Source organism: Pacificoceanicola algae, assembly GCF_049341065.1.
Taxonomy (GTDB): Bacteria; Pseudomonadota; Alphaproteobacteria; order Rhodobacterales; family Rhodobacteraceae; genus Pacificoceanicola.
In genome coordinates this window covers 37,508-53,697 of the sequence record NZ_JBMPIX010000011.1, presented here as the reverse complement: position 1 = coordinate 53,697, position 16,190 = coordinate 37,508, and the positions used below count along the sequence as shown (strand labels likewise).

Here is a 16,190-nt window from a genome sequence, read left to right as displayed (position 1 = left end):
TGATTGGCTTACGCGCCCCAGGTTTTCTCCAGCACGCGAAGCCAATTTTCGTGGCACAGCTTTTTGACCAGCTGTTCTGTATAGCCATGTTGGATCATGGCCTCTCTTAGCCGGGGAAGGCCTGCCACTGTGGTGACTTCCTCGGGAACAACAGCGCCGTCATAGTCCGATCCCAGCCCGACGCGGTCCTCTCCGAGAATTCCGATCAGGTGGTCAAGATGGCGCAGCATTTGCGTCAGCGGCACATCGGCCAGCATCTTACCGTCTTCGCGCAGAAACGCGACGGCGAAATTCAACCCTACCATACCATCCGATTCGGCGATGGCCTTTAGCTGATCGTCCGTCAGGTTACGGGAATGAGGGCAGATGGCATGGGCATTGGAATGGGTCGCGACGAGCGGCGCATCGGAATGCCGCGCGACATCCCAAAAGCCCTTTTCGTTCAGGTGCGACAGGTCCAGCATGATGCGCAGTTCATTGCAGCGCTTGACCAGACGCAGTCCCTGATCTGTCAGGCCGTCGCCGATGTCGGGGCTCGAAGGGTAGCGGAATGGCACCCCATGACCAAAGATCGTCGAGCGGCTCCAGACCGGGCCGATGGACCGAAGACCGGCGGCATGCAGCACGTCCAACGTGTGCAGATCCGGGTCAATCGCCTCGGCGCCTTCGATGTGGAAAATCGCGGCCATCTTGCCGCTGTCCAGACAGGCGCGGATATCGGCTGCGCTGCGACAGACCTTCAGCGCACCCTTGCGCTCCAGTTCCAGCAGGATCGCAACTTGTGTCATCGCCACCGGCAGCGCGTCTTCCCAGTCGATCGGCTCGGGCAGGGGCAGATCGTAGGCCGGTTTGGTCATTTCTTCGAACTTGAACTCGAGATCGACGGGCGAGGGGACGTAGACCGCAAAGAAACCGCCGCCAAAGCCGCCTTGTTTTGCCTTTTCCGCATCCAGCGCGCCTTTGCGTCCGGTCAGGAACACATCCGCCTTGGACACCCCGCCAGCACGGTAGAGTTGCAGCAAAACGTCGTTATGGCCGTCAAACACGGCTGGTGTTGTGATGCTCACGGAAATCCCCCTCGGTCCGGTGCGCTTAGCCTAGACACAAGTGATTTGCATTGTTTAGAGGAAATGTTATGCGTTCAAGTCATAGAAAGCGGATGTTTCTGAATAGATGGCAAAAGCGAAAACCTGGCATTCTATCCCTGAATACAATGCCTTCCGGGCAATGATGCAGGCCGGAACCACCACAGCCGCGGCCCATAGACTGGGGCTTTCGCAGTCTGCGGTCAGCCGAGCGGTGGCTAATTTAGAGGCACGTTTGGGTCTGTCCCTGTTTGAACGCGAGGCCGGGCGCCTGCGCCCCACACAAGAAGCCGTGCGTTTCAACCGCCGGTTGGACCCCTTGTTTCTGGCGCTGGACCGGTTGGACGGGGTAGGCGAGCCGGTTCAGGAAACCCTGCGTCTCATTGCGCCGCCGACCTTTGCGCATCGCTTTCTGATTTCCGTCATGGGCAGTTTTCTCAAGGCCAATCCGCACCAACAGATCAGCTTTGACGTCAGCACCTCGGACGAGGTCATTCGCGGGATTGTGGAGGATCGCTTTGATCTGGGCATTTCCGGCACTGAACAAAGCCGCGCTGGTGTCAAACTGGAGCCCTATCGCCGTTCGCAGGCAGTGGCGGTCATGCCGCGCGATCATCCACTGGCCGGACGCCCGGAAATTTCTCCGAAAGACCTGCACGAACAGGACTTTATCACCCTGACCCGCCGCCACGCGCGACGCCGCCAGATGGACCTGCTCTTGCAGGAGGCACGCAGCGAACCGCGTGTAACGGTCGAGGTGTCGACCTCGTTCGCCGCGGCGGACCTGGCGCGCGAGGGGTTGGGGATCGCGGTGATCAATCCCTTTCCGATTTATCAATACCGGTCCGAAGAACTGGCCTTTGTGCCGTTTAAATCTCCGATCCGGTATCAAAGCTATTTCGTTCTGTCCGACTCGCGCCCGGTGCCGCGTATTGCCCGCGCCTTTATGCGGCACATGCGGTTGAACACCCCGCCTGATCCCTTCACCGAGCGGAGTTGAGGCTCAGGCCCTGACCGCCCCCATGAAACGATCACGGATCGTTACGGGGTCCATGGTGATCACCGGCATCTTGGCGTTACCGCTGTCGCATTTCACGACCATCACAGTCATCTTGCCGCTGTCCAGCGCCGCGTGAAGGGCTTTGCCGGTGTCGACGTCCCTGACTTCGACCACGTTCTCGCAGCCCGCCGCGCGCGCCATACCGGCCAGCGAGGTTTTCTTGCCCGTATAGGTCGGCTGATCCCCGGTCGAGCCGTAAGATCCGTTATCGATGATCATCAGGATATAGTTGTCGGCCACGTTGTTGGCGATGGTCGGCAGGGTGCCAAGGTTCGTCAGAACCGAGCCGTCGCCGTCGATCACCACCACCGGTTTCGGCTGCGCCAGTGCCAGCCCCAGCCCGATGGACGAAGCAAGCCCCATGGTCCCCAGCATGTAGAAATTGCTGGGCTGGTCGTCGATGGCGTGCAGTTCCTGTGAGGGAATGCCGATGTTACAAACCACCAGGTGGTCACGAAGAATGGGCGCGATCTCGCGCAGGATTTCAGAGCGGATCATTGGTCGCCATAGCCTCCCCAGAAATTGGCATCGGTCAGGATGGCCACGGGTTTGTTGCACATGAAAGTGTACTTCAGGATCGCGTCCAGTTCTTCCACGTCGGACTGGTGGTGAAAGTGGTAGGTCGGGATATGCATCTGCGCCAAAAGCGCCTTTGTGTGCACCGCCATTTCAACCTGACAGGCCACCGGTTCGCGCAGCTCTCCGCGATAGCTGATCAGCATCGGCAGCGGCATCCGGTAGAACTGGATCAATGTCGCCAGCGTGTTGATCGTCACCCCCAGCGCGGTGTTCTGCATGATGATGGCGCTGCGTTTGCCGCCCATCCATGCGCCAGCGCACAGCCCCATGCCTTCGTCCTCTTTATTGGCGGGAACGTGCATGATGTCAGGCCGGTTTTCGATTTCCTCGATGACCCCGGCCAGTTGCTTGCAAGGAACGGTTGTCATGAAACGGATGTCGTTGGCGATCAGGTCGTCAACGATCCGGGCATGGATGCTCAATGGGGTCTCTCCTCTTGATGTGTCGCAAGGGTGCCAATTGCGCGTCATGTTGCAAGGGGTTTCGGAAAAGGCAAATTGGTGATTTGTCTTGGACAAAGACAGTTGGGAGGCAATGGAATGCAGCAGGCGGACAAAGGCGTGACTCTGGCTGACATTCTGGCAGCGCGCCGAGCATTGCGCGGCGTGGCGGATGCAACGCCGTTTGTACCCTCGCCCTTCATGTCCGAGCGCTGCGGGCAGGACTTCCTGCTCAAGCTTGAAAACATGCAGCCTATCGGCGCCTTCAAACTGCGCGGCGCGTTGAACGCGGTGGCGAACCTGCCGGAAGGAACCGCTGGCGTGACCTGTTGTTCGACCGGCAACCATGGGCGCGGCGTGGCCTGGGCGGCAGCGCAACGCGGAATGCGGGCGGTGGTCTGCATGTCTTCTCTGGTGCCACAGGCCAAGGTCGACGGCATCAAAGCGCTGGGGGCCGAGGTGGTCATTTGCGGCACCTCGCAGGACGAAGCCCTGGCCGAAAGCCAGCGTCTGGTGCAGGCCGAAGGGCTGGTGGAAATCTCGCCTTTTGACGATCCTTATGTGATTGCGGGGCAGGGCACCATTGGGCTTGAAATGCTCGAAGCCCGGCCCGATCTGGACACGCTTCTGGTGCCATTGTCGGGTGGCGGTTTGGCCGCAGGCGTGGCGGTGGCGGCCAAAGCCATCAAACCCGATATCAAGGTGATTGGTATCAGTATGGACCGGGGCGCCGCGATGCACCTGTCCATTGCCGCCGGTCGCCCGGTTGAAGTGGAAGAAGTGCCAAGCCTTGCTGACAGCCTTGGCGGCGGCATCGGCATGGACAACCGGCTTAGCTATCCGATCTGCCGCGAACTTCTGGACGATAGCCTTCTGGTCACCGAAGAGGAAATCTATCACGCCATGCAAGTGCTGTTTTACGAGGACCGCATCGTAGCCGAAGGCGCCTGCGTGGTTGGTCTTGCGGCGATGTTGGCAAGCAAACTGCCCCCGCCAAAGGGGCCTGTCGGCACCATCATCACTGGGCGCAATCTGGACATGACCCTGTTTCACCGCATCATGGCGGGCGAAGATATTACGCTGGGTCAGACGATCGTGAAAGGACGCCGCTATGGCACATGACATCCGGATCGTGACCGAAGCCCAGTTGCGCGAGGCCATCCAGTTGGATCTTACGGCGGTCGACGTCATAGAAGAGGCCTTTGCGGCCTTGGCTGGCGGCGAGGTCGTCATGCCGCCGATCCTCTCGATGGACCTGCCGCAAGCCAATGGCGAGGTCGATGTCAAAACCGCCTATATCCCCGGCTTTGACGGCTTTGCGATCAAGGTCAGCCCGGGGTTTTTCGACAACCCGACGCTTGGCCTGCCCAGCCTGAACGGGTTGATGATGCTGTTTTCGGCCAGGACCGGGCTGGTCGAGGCCGTCTTTCTGGACAATGGCTATCTGACGGATATCCGCACCGCCGCCGCCGGGGCCGTTGCGGCGTGGCATCTGGCCCCCGCTGTAGTGGAGACTGCCGGAGTGATCGGCACGGGTGTGCAGGCACGATTGCAGATGCAGGCGGCGCATCTGGTCCGGCCATTCTCGCGGCTTTTGGTCAACGGGCGCGATCCTGCCAAGGCCGAGGCCTGCGCCGCAGACCTGCGTGCGACGCTGGGGATTGAGGTCGAGGTTTGCGCCGATTCCGAAACATTGGTGCGAAACAGTCAGCTTGTGGTGACAACGACCCCGGCGCGCGCGCCGCTGATCATGGCCGACTGGCTGCATCCCGGCTTGCATATCACGGCCATTGGGTCGGACCAGTCCGGCAAGAACGAGATCGACCCCAAGGCGCTGGCAGCCGCCGATCTGTATGTCTGTGACCGCGTCAGCCAGTGCGAGACCAGTGGCGAGTTGGAGGCCGCGCGGGCTGCGGGCCTGATGCTGAGAACCCCGCCCGAATTGGGTCAGATCATCACCGGGCAGGTCAAGGGCCGCCTCGGGCCGTCAGCAATCACCATCTGTGATCTGACGGGGACTGGCGCTCAAGACACCGCGATTGCCACCCATGTGGCCAAGATTATGGGTGATGCGGGCACCGTCATCCCGGTCTGAGTGGCGTCGCGGTTGGGCCGTTTCCCGGCGGCTTTGGCCTTGCGCGGGGTGATTTGTCCATCGCAAGCTGCGGCAAAGCCTACCGGAGACATGACATGAGCCGCGATCCCTTGCTCCAGCCCTATCAGCTGAAACATCTGACGCTGAAGAACCGGATCATGACCACCAGTCACGAGCCGGCCTATCCCGAAGACGGCATGCCCAAAGACCGTTACCGTGCGTATCACGAAGAACGTGCCAAGGGCGGCATCGCATTGACCATGACAGCAGGTTCGGCGCTGGTTTCACGCGATAGCCCGCCTGCGTTCAACAACGTCATGGCCTACAAGGACGAGGTTGTGCCTTGGATGGCCAAGATCGCCGAGGCCTGTCATGCCCACGGGTGCGCCGTGATGATCCAGTTGACGCATCTTGGCTGGCGGTCGCGCTGGGACTGGGGCGATTGGCTGCCCACGCTGGCGCCGGGCGGACACCGTGAACCGGCGCACCGCGCTTTTCCCAAAGTCATGGAAGACTGGGACATCCAGCGTGTCATTCAGGACTATGCCGATGCGGCCGAGCGGATGCAGGCGGCGGGGTTGGACGGGATCGAACTCGAAGCCTATGGCCACCTGATCGACGCCTTCTGGTCAGGGCATCTGAACCAGCTCGACGCGCCTTTTGGCGGTCCACTCGAAAATCGTATGCGCTTTTCGCTTGAGGTTCTGAGCGCGATCCGCAAACGCGTGGGCAAAGACTTTATCGTCGGCGTTCGATATACCGCTGATGATCACCAGCCCGGCGGGATTACCGCTCAGGACGGTTTGGCCATCGGCCATGCTCTGAAAGACAGTGGCATGGTTGATTTCCTGAACGTGATCCGGGGGCGGGTAGACACCGACGCGACCCTGACGGATGTGATCCCCGTGCAGGGGATGAAAAGCGCTCCGCATCTGGATTTTGCGGGCCGCATCAGGGCCGAGGTTGGCCTGCCGACTTTTCACGCTGCGCGCATTCCCGACGTGGCAACAGCCCGCCATGCGGTGGCCGAAGGCAAGCTGGACATGGTCGGCATGACCCGTGCGCACATTGCCGACCCGCACATCGTGCAGAAGATTATGGAGGGGCGAGAAGACGACATTCGCCCCTGCGTCGGCGCCACGTACTGCCTTGATCGCATCTATGCCGGTGGCGCGGCGCTGTGTGTCCACAACCCCTCGACCGGGCGCGAATTGAGCCTGCCGCATCAGATCAGCCGGGCCGAGATCTCAAAGCAGGTGGTTGTCGTCGGTGCTGGTCCCGGCGGGCTCGAGGCGGCGCGGGTCGCGGCGCTGCGTGGTCACAGGGTCACCGTTCTTGAAGCCGCGCCCGATCCCGGCGGGCAAGTCCGGCTTTGCGCGCAAAGTCCGCGCAGACGCGAGATGATCGGGGTCATTGATTGGCGCATGGCGCAATGTGCGGCCCATGACGTTGCCTTTCACTTCAATACCTACGCCGAGTCGGAAGACGTCATTGCCCTTTCTCCGGATATGGTCGTGATCGCCACGGGCGGGATGCCCGAGGTCAATATTCTGGACGAAGGCGCCGATCTGGCTGTGAGTGGCTGGGACATCCTGTCGGGGGACGCCACGCCATCTGGCACGGTCCTGATCTACGACGACGTCGGCGATCATGTGGCGTTGCAGACCGCCGAAGCCTGTCTGGCGGCGGGCGCCGAGGTTGAACTGATGTCCCGTGATCGGACAATTTCGCCCGAGGTTATGGGGATGAACTTTGTGCCCTATATGCGGGCTTTGCAGCCTGCGGGCGTGAAAATGACTATTGGTCGCCTGCTCAAGGGTTTGGCGCGGCAAGGCAACCGGATCGAGGCGCGCATCGGCTCGGACTATGTGCCGGAGGAAACGCGCGGGCTGTATGACATGGTGGTGGTCAATCAGGGCATCGTGCCCTTGGACCAGTTGTATTTTGACCTCAAACCCCTGTCACGCAATCTGGGGCAGGTGGATTACCCGGCACTTCTGGACGGTGATGGCGCCATCCTGCCGCATCGAAACCCGCAGGGTGCCTTTGACATCTACCGGATCGGGGATGCGGTGACCTCGCGCAATATCCACGCGGCGATACACGATGCGCTGCGCATGGGGCGGCGCATGTGATCAGGTCTTGCGCAGCGCCATGAGCTTGGCGACCACCGGGGCAAGGGCAATGACAAGGATCAGCCGGAACAGATGATGCGTGACCACAAAGGAGAGATCCGCACCGGCGACGATAGCGATCACGACCATCTCGCCTTGACCGCCGGGCAGAAAAGACAGGAAGATATCCATCGGGTCGGCCAGATGCAGCATGTGCAAAGCCTCGATGAAGCCAAGGCTGATCAGCGCCAGAAGTGTTGAAAAGGCCAGTCCCGCCACGACAAAATGGCGCAATTCGCGCCCGGTGATACCGACATATTTCACCCCGATCCCTATGCCGATAAAGAACTGCGCGGCCCAGATGACTTCGGCCGGGGGACGGGTGTTGATCAAGCCTGTCAGCGACAGGATCGCGGTCAGGATCAGGGGGCCCAGCAGGGAGGCACCGAACAGACCAACCCGCTCTGCGACCTTCCAGCCAATGATCCCGGCCAGAACCATCAGGGCCAGCTCAACCGGATCGGTGTCGGCGGCGGATTGGCCGGGCGGGGCGGTCAGATCGACGCCCCAGAACAAATGCATGAGGATCGGTGCGATGGTCACGATGACCAGCACGCGCGTGGCGTGCAAAAGTGACATGGCGCGCACGTCGCCGCCCGCTTCCTCGCCGAAAATCAGCATGTCTTGCAGACCGCCGGGCATGGCGCCGTAGTAGGCTGTCGCGTGGTCCATCCCAAAGAACTTGCGCAACAAAGGATAGCCAAGCGCGCCGATCATGAGAATGAACAACGGCACGAAAAGCAGGGTGTCCAGATAGCCGGGAATTTGCATGACCACGGCCGGGGTCACAGAGGAGCCCACCGCCACCCCAAGAAAGGTGCGCATGAATACGCCAAAAGTGCCCATGCCCCGCAGCGGAGCGCCCAAAAGGGCCGCTGCCAGACAGGCAATCATCGGACCCAGAAGCAGGGGCAGTGGCAGACCGCCCAGCACAAAGCCAGCCGCCCCAAGCGCCGCGATCCCCAGCGTCAGGGAGATACGTCTTCGGGGGTCAGGCAAGCCTCAGTTCCTCGAGCAGCACCGAGTATTGCGCGCCGTGCTGATCGCGATCCAACGGTGCGCCCTGCGGCACTGGCCGGGGGAAGCTGAACTTGATGACGTTCAGATTGGCGATGTCAAAGCGTTTGATCTGATCCGGGGCGAGCCGATAGAGGTTTGCCACGGCTTCGGTAGTCAGCCGCTGGCAAAGCCAGTCAAACCTTTCGGGATCACCGCAGAATATATCGATGGTCACCCAGAAAGGGCCTGCGTTCTTTGAGCGTATCTTGGTGACTTTATCGCCGAGCATGGTCATGTCACAGATCCTCGACCACAAGGCGGAAGGCCTGCATCGGGGCCTCCAGCGCAAGTACGTGGTTCATGGCAAATTCAAAAAGCGCGCCGCGTTCGGAATGGGCGGGCGAATAGGGAAAGGCGAAGGTCGGCAGTTCTTCGTCGTCGGTCAGCGGGTAGTGCAGCAGGAAGGGGTTGATCAACTTGGCGATTTCGGTCGCGTCTTCCTGCGTGGGGGCGGTGACGATGACAAAGGCGCCGACCTCGGTCGGGGTGCCGTTATGGGCCTCAAGCGCGCCAAGGGCGCTGTCGATGCCGATCAGGCGCAGATCTACGGTATAGGCGTCGCGTGGCAGGTCCATTCCCGCTGTGATTTTCGCGTCGAGAAACGCCAGAAGCCTGTCCGCCCAAGCGCGCGCGTTTTCCACATAGCGGCGATTGCGCAGGGTAGCCATCAGCGTGGTCTGATACCCCGCCACGCGGGCGGCTTCGAGTTTGACGCGGTAAGGCCCTTCGACCCAGCGCGCGCCTTCGACACGAACCGACCTGTCGTTCAACGCGCTATAGCGCGCCTCGGTCACGTCCAGATGGCCGCCGGGCTCATACAGAATATAGGGGTCCGAGTTTTCGTACAGCATATGCGCGCAGACCGAATGCGGGGTGCAGCGTGCGCCTTTGGCCAGCGGGGTGACTTCAAAACCGGACTCGTCGAAATCGACGACGATCACGCCGCTGGTCGGGTTGGTGCTGCACAGGGCGCCGCATTCGCCGATCTTGGCGCCGTGCCAGCAAGCGCCGGGGTGTTCGCCGCGTGCCAGTGGCAAGGCCGCGATGATGGCTGTGTCGGTGGTGCGGCCTGCAAGCACGATATCGGCGCCGCTGCTCAACGCCGCCTGAATTTGCTCGGCACCGGCAAGCGCCACGATATGGGACATCTGAGTAATCGCCCCGGCATCAAGTTCGGGTGCAGGTTCCAGAGGCGTTATGCGGCCTGCGGCATAGTCCTTTGCCAGCCGTTCGCCATTCTGTTCGGAATAAAGCCGCGCGATGCGCAGCGACTGTCCCAGTTCCGCGGCCAGCTCCAGCGTGATCTGGTACATCCAGTCCACATGCGGGTCAGCCCCCGCCGTGCCGCAGGTGCCGATGACCAAGGGCACACCCGCCTTGGCGCGGGCCTGCATCAGTACGCGCCACTCTGCCTTGATGGCCCCCCGTGAGTACTTGGAGGTGCCAGAGCCGAGGGAGGCCGGGCCGCTGTCGGTCGAGCCTCCGTCGATTGCAATAAGGTCCGGTGCCATGTCCACGCCCCTCCAGACGGCCTCTTCATCGAAGCCAAGGCCAAGGACGCCGGAGGGGATCAGGATACGGGTGGACATCAGTCAGTTATCGCCTGTGGTTTCTTCATGACTTTTCGCAGGAACATTGGCGCGACGAAACCCGCAATCGCGAACAGCCAGAAGCCGATGGCGATGGGCGAGGAGAAGAGATACGTCCAATCGCCGTCCGACAGAACCATGGCGCGGCGCAGTGCGTCCTCCATGTGGTTGCCCAGCAGGATGCCAAGGATGATCGGTACTGTCGGGATGTCCATCTTGCGGAACACCCAGCCAATCAAGCCAAAGACGATCATCAGCAACAGGTCAAAGTAACTGCCCGAGAGCGAGTAGATGCCGACGAATGAAATCATCATGACGCCCGGCAAAAGAACCCAGGCAGGCACGCTTAGGATGCGGACAAAGATTTTCACCATAGGCACGTTCAACGCCAGCAGCACAAAGTTGGCGATCAGCAGCGACGCGATGAGTCCCCAGACGACATCGGGTCGATCCGTGAACAGCGTCGGGCCGGGGGTGATGTTCAGCGTCATCAACAACGCCAACAAGACCGCAGTTGTCCCCGATCCAGGCACGCCCAGCGTCAGCATGGGAACCAGCGCACCGCCCGCGGCGGCGTTGTTGCCAGCCTCGGGGGCCATGACGCCCTTGGGCGCGCCCTTGCCAAAGCCGCCTTTCTCGCCTTGCACGCTCTTTTCCGCCATATAGGCAAGGAATGATCCCAACGAGGCCCCAGCGCCGGGCAGGATGCCTGCGACAAAGCCAATGGTCGATGCGCGAAACATCGTTCCGGTCCCGGCAATCAGCTCCTTGACGGGAACGGCGACCTTTTCGAGTTTCACGCCGATCGACGACCCGCGCCCGTGGCTTTCGATAAACACAAAGACCTCGGATACGGCAAACAGACCGACGATGGCGACAAGGAAGTCGACACCGTCCATCAGGTGCATGTTCCCGCCGGTAAAGCGCGGCATGCCACTGGTGTTGTCGAGCCCGATCATCGCGATGCCCAACCCGATGCAAGAGGCAAGCGCCGCCTTGGCCTGATTGTTCGACGCGATGCCGCCAAGGGTCGAAAAGGCCAGCAGGTAGAGGGCAAAGTATTCAGCGGGACCGAATTGATAGGCGACGCGGCTCAGCAATGGCGCAAGCAGCATCAATCCGATGGTGGCAAACAGCGCGCCAAAGAAGGACGCAAAGCCGGACAGCACCAGCGCTTCGCCGGCTTTGCCCGCCTTGGCCATTGGATAGCCGTCAAGCGTGGTCATCAGTGCCGGTTCGTCACCGGGGATGTTCAGCAGGATCGAGGAAATCCGCCCGCCATACATCGCGCCGTAATAGACCGACGTCATCAGCACCAGCGCGGCAGTGGCATCAAGGCCCAGCGAAAACGCCAGAGGGATCAGGATCGCAACGCCGTTCGACGGGCCAAGGCCCGGCAGCGCGCCGATGATGGTGCCCAGAAAGCAGCCGATCACGGCCAGCATCAAGGTAAACGGAGACAGCGCCACCGAGAAACCGAGGGCGAGGTTTGAAAGCAATTCCATGGTCTTATCCCATCAATGCTTTGGGCAGGGGCATCAGCCCAAGGCCTAGGACGTATTTGAAGATGATGAACAGCCCGATGGACAGGCTGATCCCGGTCAGTGCCGCCGCTTTTGGCCGCGGGTTGATCTGATAGCTCAGGATCGCCGCGCAGATGGCGGTCGGAACAAGGAAGCCGCCGGGTTTCAGCGTATAGGCATAGCCAACCATGACCAAAGCCGCGATGGCGATGTTCACAAGTGTCTTGAAGTCAGGCCAGTCCGGCTCCTCGTCGGGGCGTATCAACAAAACCGCTCCGCAAAGGATCGCAACAACGCCAAGCATGATCGGGAAGGTTTTTGAGCCAACGGGGTCGGCCATGAAACTGGTCTGTATCTGGAAGGCGCCCGCGATATACGCGAGCGCCCCAAGGATCACGACCAGTCCGAAGACGCGGTCGCTTTTCATCACTGGATCACACCGATTTCTTTGGAGAGCTCCTTGGTCGAGGCAACAACGCCGTCAACCCAGGACTGGAAATCGCCGCCGACTTTGGTGAAAGGCGCAAGGCCATTGGCCTCCATCGCAGCTTTCCATTCGTCACTGTCAGCAACCGCCTTCAGCTTGGCGCCCCATGCCTCGAAGTCAGCATCGCTGATGTTCTTCGGCACGTAAAGGCCACGCCAGTTCACCGCGACCACGTCGATGCCCTGCTCCATGGCGGTGGGGATGTCGTCAAAGCCCGGAACGCGCTCTTCGGTGAGGACGGCAAGCGCCCGCACTTCGCCGGACTTGATAAAACCGACAACCTCGGACATGTCGCCGGTCATGCCTTGGGTAAAGCCGCCAACGGTCTGGGTGATCGCGTCCGCGCCGCCGTCAACACCGATGTACTTGACCTTGGTGATGTCGTCGAAGCCAGCGGCTTTCAGCACTTGCAGAACCTTGAGGTGATCAAAGCCGCCAGCTGCCGAACCGCCTGCAAAGGCGACGGAACCGGGGTCGGCCTTGATCGCTTCGACCATGTCGTTCAGCGACTGGAAGGGGCTGTCAGCGGCAACGACGATCACGCCGGGATCGGCACCGATGGCACCGACAAAGCGGACCTGATCCGCGGTCATGCCAGCAAAGGCGTTCTGTGCCAGACGCGTGGTCGTGGCCGAAGAAGCCGCAACGATCAGGTCTGCATCGTCCGCGCGTTCGTTGACGACGTGGCTATAAGCCAGACCGCCGCCGCCGCCAGCCATGTTGGTGACCTGCACAGGGGCGTCGACCTGACCGATGTCGTACAGGATCTTGCCGATCTGGCGGCAGGTAAAGTCCCAACCACCGCCCGGGTTCGCGGGGGCGATGCATTCGGTCGCGAAAGACGCGGTGCCGACAAGGGTAAATGCGACGCTTGCAACAAGCGCCTTCACAGTGGTTTTCATGATAGTCCTCCCAAAATTCGCGGGCGCCCAGTCGTTCGGACGCCTTGCATCGCGCAGATTTGAGGGACAACCTGACAGCAACCTGTCACTGACAGCGGAAAAGGGGTGGAAATGCGTTTTTTGCTGGTGGAGGACAGCGCCGATCTGGCCGAAACGGTGCAAACGCGCCTGTCGATGGACGGCCATGCGGTCGATTGGGCTGGCACGCTGGCCGAGGCCGAGGATCATTTGGCGGTGGCCGAGTATGACCTGATTTTGCTCGACATCATGCTGCCCGATGGTGACGGTCGCGAATTTCTGGCGGCGCACCGGCGGGCGCAACGCGGCACCCCGGTCATCGTGATGACCGCCCGCTCGGCGGTATCCGACCGGGTGGCGATGCTGGACAGCGGTGCCGACGATTACATCACCAAACCATTCGATTTCCTTGAACTTTCGGCGCGGGTCCGCGCGGTGCTCCGCCGTCAAAGCGGGCAGGCCGAGAATACCCAAAGCTTTGCCGACCTGACCTTTAACCCGCTTCAGGCCTCGATCAGCTTCAATGGCGAAACGCGCGAGTTGCGCAATCGCGAATTGCGGCTGTTTGAAATCCTGATCTCGGCGCCGGACCGGATCTTTTCCAAGTCCCAGCTTTATGACCGGCTGTTTTCGGTCAGCGAATCCGTCAGCGACAACGCGATCGAGGTCTATGTCGGCCGCGTTCGCAAAAAGTTGGACGGCAGCAAGGCCCGGATCGAAACGGTGCGCGGTGTCGGTTACAGGCTGACATGCGGATGACGCGCAGCCATCACAGCTTTTCCATCCGGCGGCGTCTGACATGGCAACTCTTGGTGGTGGCAGCTTTGCTGGCCGCTCTGCTGTTCTATTCTATCCGTACCGTGGCTGATGCCGCTGTCGAACAGACCCAGGACCGTATTCTTGGCGCCGCGACCCTTGCCATCGCCGAAGAACTGCGCGGCGGCGAAGACGGCATCGACATCGACATCCCCTATTCTGCCTTTTCCATGCTGGGGGCCTTGGGAAATGACCGCATCTTTTACCGAATCGAAGTGAACGGAGAGCTGGCGACCGGATACGCCGATCTGCCTTTGCCGCAGGCGATCCCTTCGGGGCTGGACCCAGAGTTCTATGACGCGCGGCATCTGGGATACGCGGTGCGCGTGGCGGCGGTCAGCCGGTCGGTTCTGGTGGCCTCCAAACCCGTGCCGGTGCTGATTGTCGTAGCGCAGACGCGCTCGGTTCAGGAAAGCATTGTGGCGGGTTTGACCAATCGGGCGTTGATACTGGGGGTGGGCTTTTTCGCGCTGGCGGCCTTGATGGCAGTGGCGATGGCGCGGTCCGTTCTGCAACCGGTCAACGATCTGGCGGGCGCGGTGACACGGCGCGGCCCGCAAGACCTGCGCCCGGTAAAACGCCAGGTGCCCGAGGAGTTGGGTCCGTTGGTTTCTGCGTTGAACGGCTTTATCGGTCGTCTATCTGGCGCGCTTTCCCGGACCGAGACCTTTATCGCCGAGGCCGCCCATTACATCCGGACCCCTTTGGCCACCCTGCGCGCGCAGTCCGAAATTGCCCTGCGCCAGACTGAAAATGACGAGACCAAAGAGCAACTGCGCAAGATCATCCGCCTTGCAGACAATACCGCGCGGTCGGCCAGTCAACTTTTGGATCATGCCGCCGTGATCTATCGCACCGACCAACGCAGCGACGAAGAAATCGCGTTGGATCAATTGATCGCCGACATCGTCGAGGCCTTTCGCCCCTCGGCCGAGTTGCGTGACATCGACTTGAGCTATCACCGCCCGTCCGGCCCGGTGACCATTGCCGCCGACAGGCTTTTGATTGAAACGGTGATCCGCAACCTGATCGACAATGCCATCAAATACTCGGACGAACTGGGCAAAGTGGACATCCGCCTGAATGCTCTGGATGGCCAAGCGCGGATCGAGGTTATGGACCGGGGGCGTGGGCTTGGCGGGCTTGAACTTGGTGCCTTGGGCAAACGGTTTGAACGAGGTGGCAACGTGCGGGACGTGATCGGATCCGGGCTGGGGCTGTCGATTGTCTCGGAGGTGGCACAGGCCTATGGCGGCACCTTGGACTTGACGGATCGTGAAGGAGGCGGCGCATGCGCGTGTTTCTCATTGCCATTGGCCTGATGCTGTACGCCCTGACCGCGCAGGCCTTCGAGGTGGAGGAGCAGCGGCGTTTTCCCGGAAACGAAGAGGGTAGAGACCTGCGTATTCTGTCCTCGACTGACACGCAGGTGTTTGCCCCCCTGATCGAGGCGTATCAGGCGCGCAACCCGGGCGTTTCGGTGTTCTACGTCGTCACCAATACGCAAGAACTGTTCCATGCCATCGCGGATGAACAGGCAACATTCGATCTTGTCATTTCCTCGGCGATGGACCTGCAGATGAAACTGGCCAATGACGGCTTGGCCCTGCCTCACGAGTCTGACGCGACACGCCGCCTGCCCGCTTGGGCGCATTGGCGTGACCAGCTGTTCGGGTTTACCCAAGAGCCGGTGGTCATGGCCCTGTCGCGCAAGGCGCTGGGGGGCGTGGCCACTCCGCGCACTCGGCAGGAATTGATCCGCCTGATGCGCGATTACCCCGAAGTCTTCGACGGCAGGATCGGCACCTATGACCCGGCCAAATCCGGGGCCGGGTATCTGTTTGCCTCGCAGGATGCGCGCCAGTCGGACACCTTTTGGCGCATGTCCGAGGTCATGGGCGGTCTGTCGCCCCGGCTTTACAGTTCGACCGGGGCCATGCTGGATGATCTGCAATCGGGCAAATTGATCATGGCCTACAACGTTCTGGGCTCTTACCTCGCGGATCGGCTCAAGACCTGGCCCGACGGCGAGATGGTCGAATTGCGCGATTTTACGCAGGTATTGCTTCGTACCGCCTTTGTGCCGGTCACCGCGCCGCGTCCGGATCTGGGGCGCGGCTTTCTGGATTTCCTGATCTCTGACACCGGGCAGGCGTTGATCGCCGAAAGGACCGGCTTTTCCCGCATCGATGAGGCCGCTTTGGCGGCGGCGTCGCATCTGCGCCCGATCCGGCTGGATCCCGGGCTGTTGATTTACGTGGATCCGCTGAAAAAGGCCAGGTTTCTGGATGAATGGACCTCGGCTTTGGTGCGGCGCTAGGGGGCTGCTGGACGCCGCATCGCTTTCGCCGTACCCATGTTGT

The 16,190-nt window shown here is 61.2% G+C and carries 16 protein-coding genes; 7 read left to right on the top strand and 9 right to left on the bottom strand.

The window, feature by feature from the left end; translation table 11 throughout:
- Positions 1 to 8: 8 nt before the first annotated feature.
- Complete coding sequence (locus ACOYQJ_RS16250; protein ID WP_422907145.1) at positions 9 to 1,061, bottom strand: dipeptidase; 1,053 nt, start codon at positions 1,059 to 1,061, stop codon at positions 9 to 11.
- A gap of 112 nt (positions 1,062 to 1,173) precedes the next feature.
- On the opposite strand from ACOYQJ_RS16250, the gene ACOYQJ_RS16245 reads away from it, so the two are divergent.
- Entirely contained in the window at positions 1,174 to 2,085 is a 912-nt protein-coding gene (locus ACOYQJ_RS16245; protein WP_422907094.1) for a LysR family transcriptional regulator, read from the top strand.
- A gap of 3 nt (positions 2,086 to 2,088) precedes the next feature.
- Here the strand turns inward: ACOYQJ_RS16245 and comE are convergent, their stop codons facing one another.
- Together comE and comD are read right to left on the bottom strand one after the other, a co-directional pair.
- Positions 2,089 to 2,643 carry a sulfopyruvate decarboxylase subunit beta gene (gene comE / locus ACOYQJ_RS16240; RefSeq protein ID WP_422907093.1) on the bottom strand — a complete coding sequence of 185 codons (555 nt, stop codon included), beginning with the start codon at positions 2,641 to 2,643 and terminating at the stop codon, positions 2,089 to 2,091.
- Positions 2,640 to 3,146 carry a sulfopyruvate decarboxylase subunit alpha gene (gene comD, locus ACOYQJ_RS16235; protein ID WP_422907092.1) on the bottom strand — a complete coding sequence of 169 codons (507 nt, stop codon included), beginning with the start codon at positions 3,144 to 3,146 and terminating at the stop codon, positions 2,640 to 2,642. Before comD ends, comE begins: the two co-directional genes overlap by 4 nt.
- A 117-nt stretch (positions 3,147 to 3,263) precedes the next feature.
- On the opposite strand from comD, the gene eutB reads away from it, so the two are divergent.
- The 3 genes from eutB to ACOYQJ_RS16220 all read left to right on the top strand — a co-directional run bounded on the left by eutB (position 3,264) and on the right by ACOYQJ_RS16220 (position 7,394).
- On the top strand, positions 3,264 to 4,286 hold the full coding sequence (eutB, locus tag ACOYQJ_RS16230; RefSeq protein WP_422907091.1) for a hydroxyectoine utilization dehydratase EutB: 1,023 nt from the start codon (positions 3,264 to 3,266) through the stop codon (positions 4,284 to 4,286).
- Positions 4,276 to 5,259, top strand: coding sequence for a cyclodeaminase (locus ACOYQJ_RS16225; RefSeq protein ID WP_422907090.1), 984 nt, complete (start codon positions 4,276 to 4,278; stop codon positions 5,257 to 5,259). The genes eutB and ACOYQJ_RS16225 overlap by 11 nt, the downstream gene beginning before the upstream one ends.
- Before the next feature lie 95 nt (positions 5,260 to 5,354).
- Entirely contained in the window at positions 5,355 to 7,394 is a 2,040-nt protein-coding gene (locus ACOYQJ_RS16220; protein WP_422907089.1) for an oxidoreductase, read from the top strand.
- On the opposite strand, the gene ACOYQJ_RS16215 is transcribed toward ACOYQJ_RS16220, so the two are convergent.
- Genes ACOYQJ_RS16215 through ACOYQJ_RS16190 form a run of 6 tightly spaced genes read right to left on the bottom strand, consistent with a single transcriptional unit; the run spans position 7,395 to position 12,993 of the window.
- Positions 7,395 to 8,432 (bottom strand): AbrB family transcriptional regulator, encoded by a 1,038-nt coding sequence (locus ACOYQJ_RS16215; RefSeq protein WP_422907088.1) that lies wholly within the window; start codon positions 8,430 to 8,432, stop codon positions 7,395 to 7,397.
- Positions 8,425 to 8,727 (bottom strand): DUF4387 family protein, encoded by a 303-nt coding sequence (locus ACOYQJ_RS16210; protein ID WP_422907087.1) that lies wholly within the window; start codon positions 8,725 to 8,727, stop codon positions 8,425 to 8,427. The genes ACOYQJ_RS16215 and ACOYQJ_RS16210 overlap by 8 nt, the downstream gene beginning before the upstream one ends.
- 1 nt (position 8,728) lies before the next feature.
- Positions 8,729 to 10,081 carry an acyclic terpene utilization AtuA family protein gene (locus tag ACOYQJ_RS16205; protein WP_422907086.1) on the bottom strand — a complete coding sequence of 451 codons (1,353 nt, stop codon included), beginning with the start codon at positions 10,079 to 10,081 and terminating at the stop codon, positions 8,729 to 8,731.
- Positions 10,081 to 11,586 (bottom strand): tripartite tricarboxylate transporter permease, encoded by a 1,506-nt coding sequence (locus ACOYQJ_RS16200; protein WP_422907085.1) that lies wholly within the window; start codon positions 11,584 to 11,586, stop codon positions 10,081 to 10,083. Before ACOYQJ_RS16200 ends, ACOYQJ_RS16205 begins: the two co-directional genes overlap by 1 nt.
- A 4-nt stretch (positions 11,587 to 11,590) precedes the next feature.
- On the bottom strand, positions 11,591 to 12,031 hold the full coding sequence (locus tag ACOYQJ_RS16195; RefSeq protein ID WP_422907084.1) for a tripartite tricarboxylate transporter TctB family protein: 441 nt from the start codon (positions 12,029 to 12,031) through the stop codon (positions 11,591 to 11,593).
- On the bottom strand, positions 12,031 to 12,993 hold the full coding sequence (locus ACOYQJ_RS16190) for a Bug family tripartite tricarboxylate transporter substrate binding protein (protein ID WP_422907083.1): 963 nt from the start codon (positions 12,991 to 12,993) through the stop codon (positions 12,031 to 12,033). Before ACOYQJ_RS16190 ends, ACOYQJ_RS16195 begins: the two co-directional genes overlap by 1 nt.
- Positions 12,994 to 13,104: 111 nt before the next feature.
- On the opposite strand from ACOYQJ_RS16190, the gene ACOYQJ_RS16185 reads away from it, so the two are divergent.
- Genes ACOYQJ_RS16185 through ACOYQJ_RS16175 form a run of 3 tightly spaced genes read left to right on the top strand, consistent with a single transcriptional unit; the run spans position 13,105 to position 16,147 of the window.
- On the top strand, positions 13,105 to 13,770 hold the full coding sequence (locus ACOYQJ_RS16185; RefSeq protein ID WP_422907082.1) for a response regulator transcription factor: 666 nt from the start codon (positions 13,105 to 13,107) through the stop codon (positions 13,768 to 13,770).
- Positions 13,767 to 15,149, top strand: a complete 1,383-nt coding sequence (locus ACOYQJ_RS16180; protein WP_422907081.1) for a sensor histidine kinase N-terminal domain-containing protein — start codon at positions 13,767 to 13,769, stop codon at positions 15,147 to 15,149. The genes ACOYQJ_RS16185 and ACOYQJ_RS16180 overlap by 4 nt, the downstream gene beginning before the upstream one ends.
- Positions 15,119 to 16,147, top strand: coding sequence for an ABC transporter substrate-binding protein (locus tag ACOYQJ_RS16175; protein ID WP_422907080.1), 1,029 nt, complete (start codon positions 15,119 to 15,121; stop codon positions 16,145 to 16,147). Before ACOYQJ_RS16180 ends, ACOYQJ_RS16175 begins: the two co-directional genes overlap by 31 nt.
- Positions 16,148 to 16,190 lie beyond the last annotated feature (43 nt).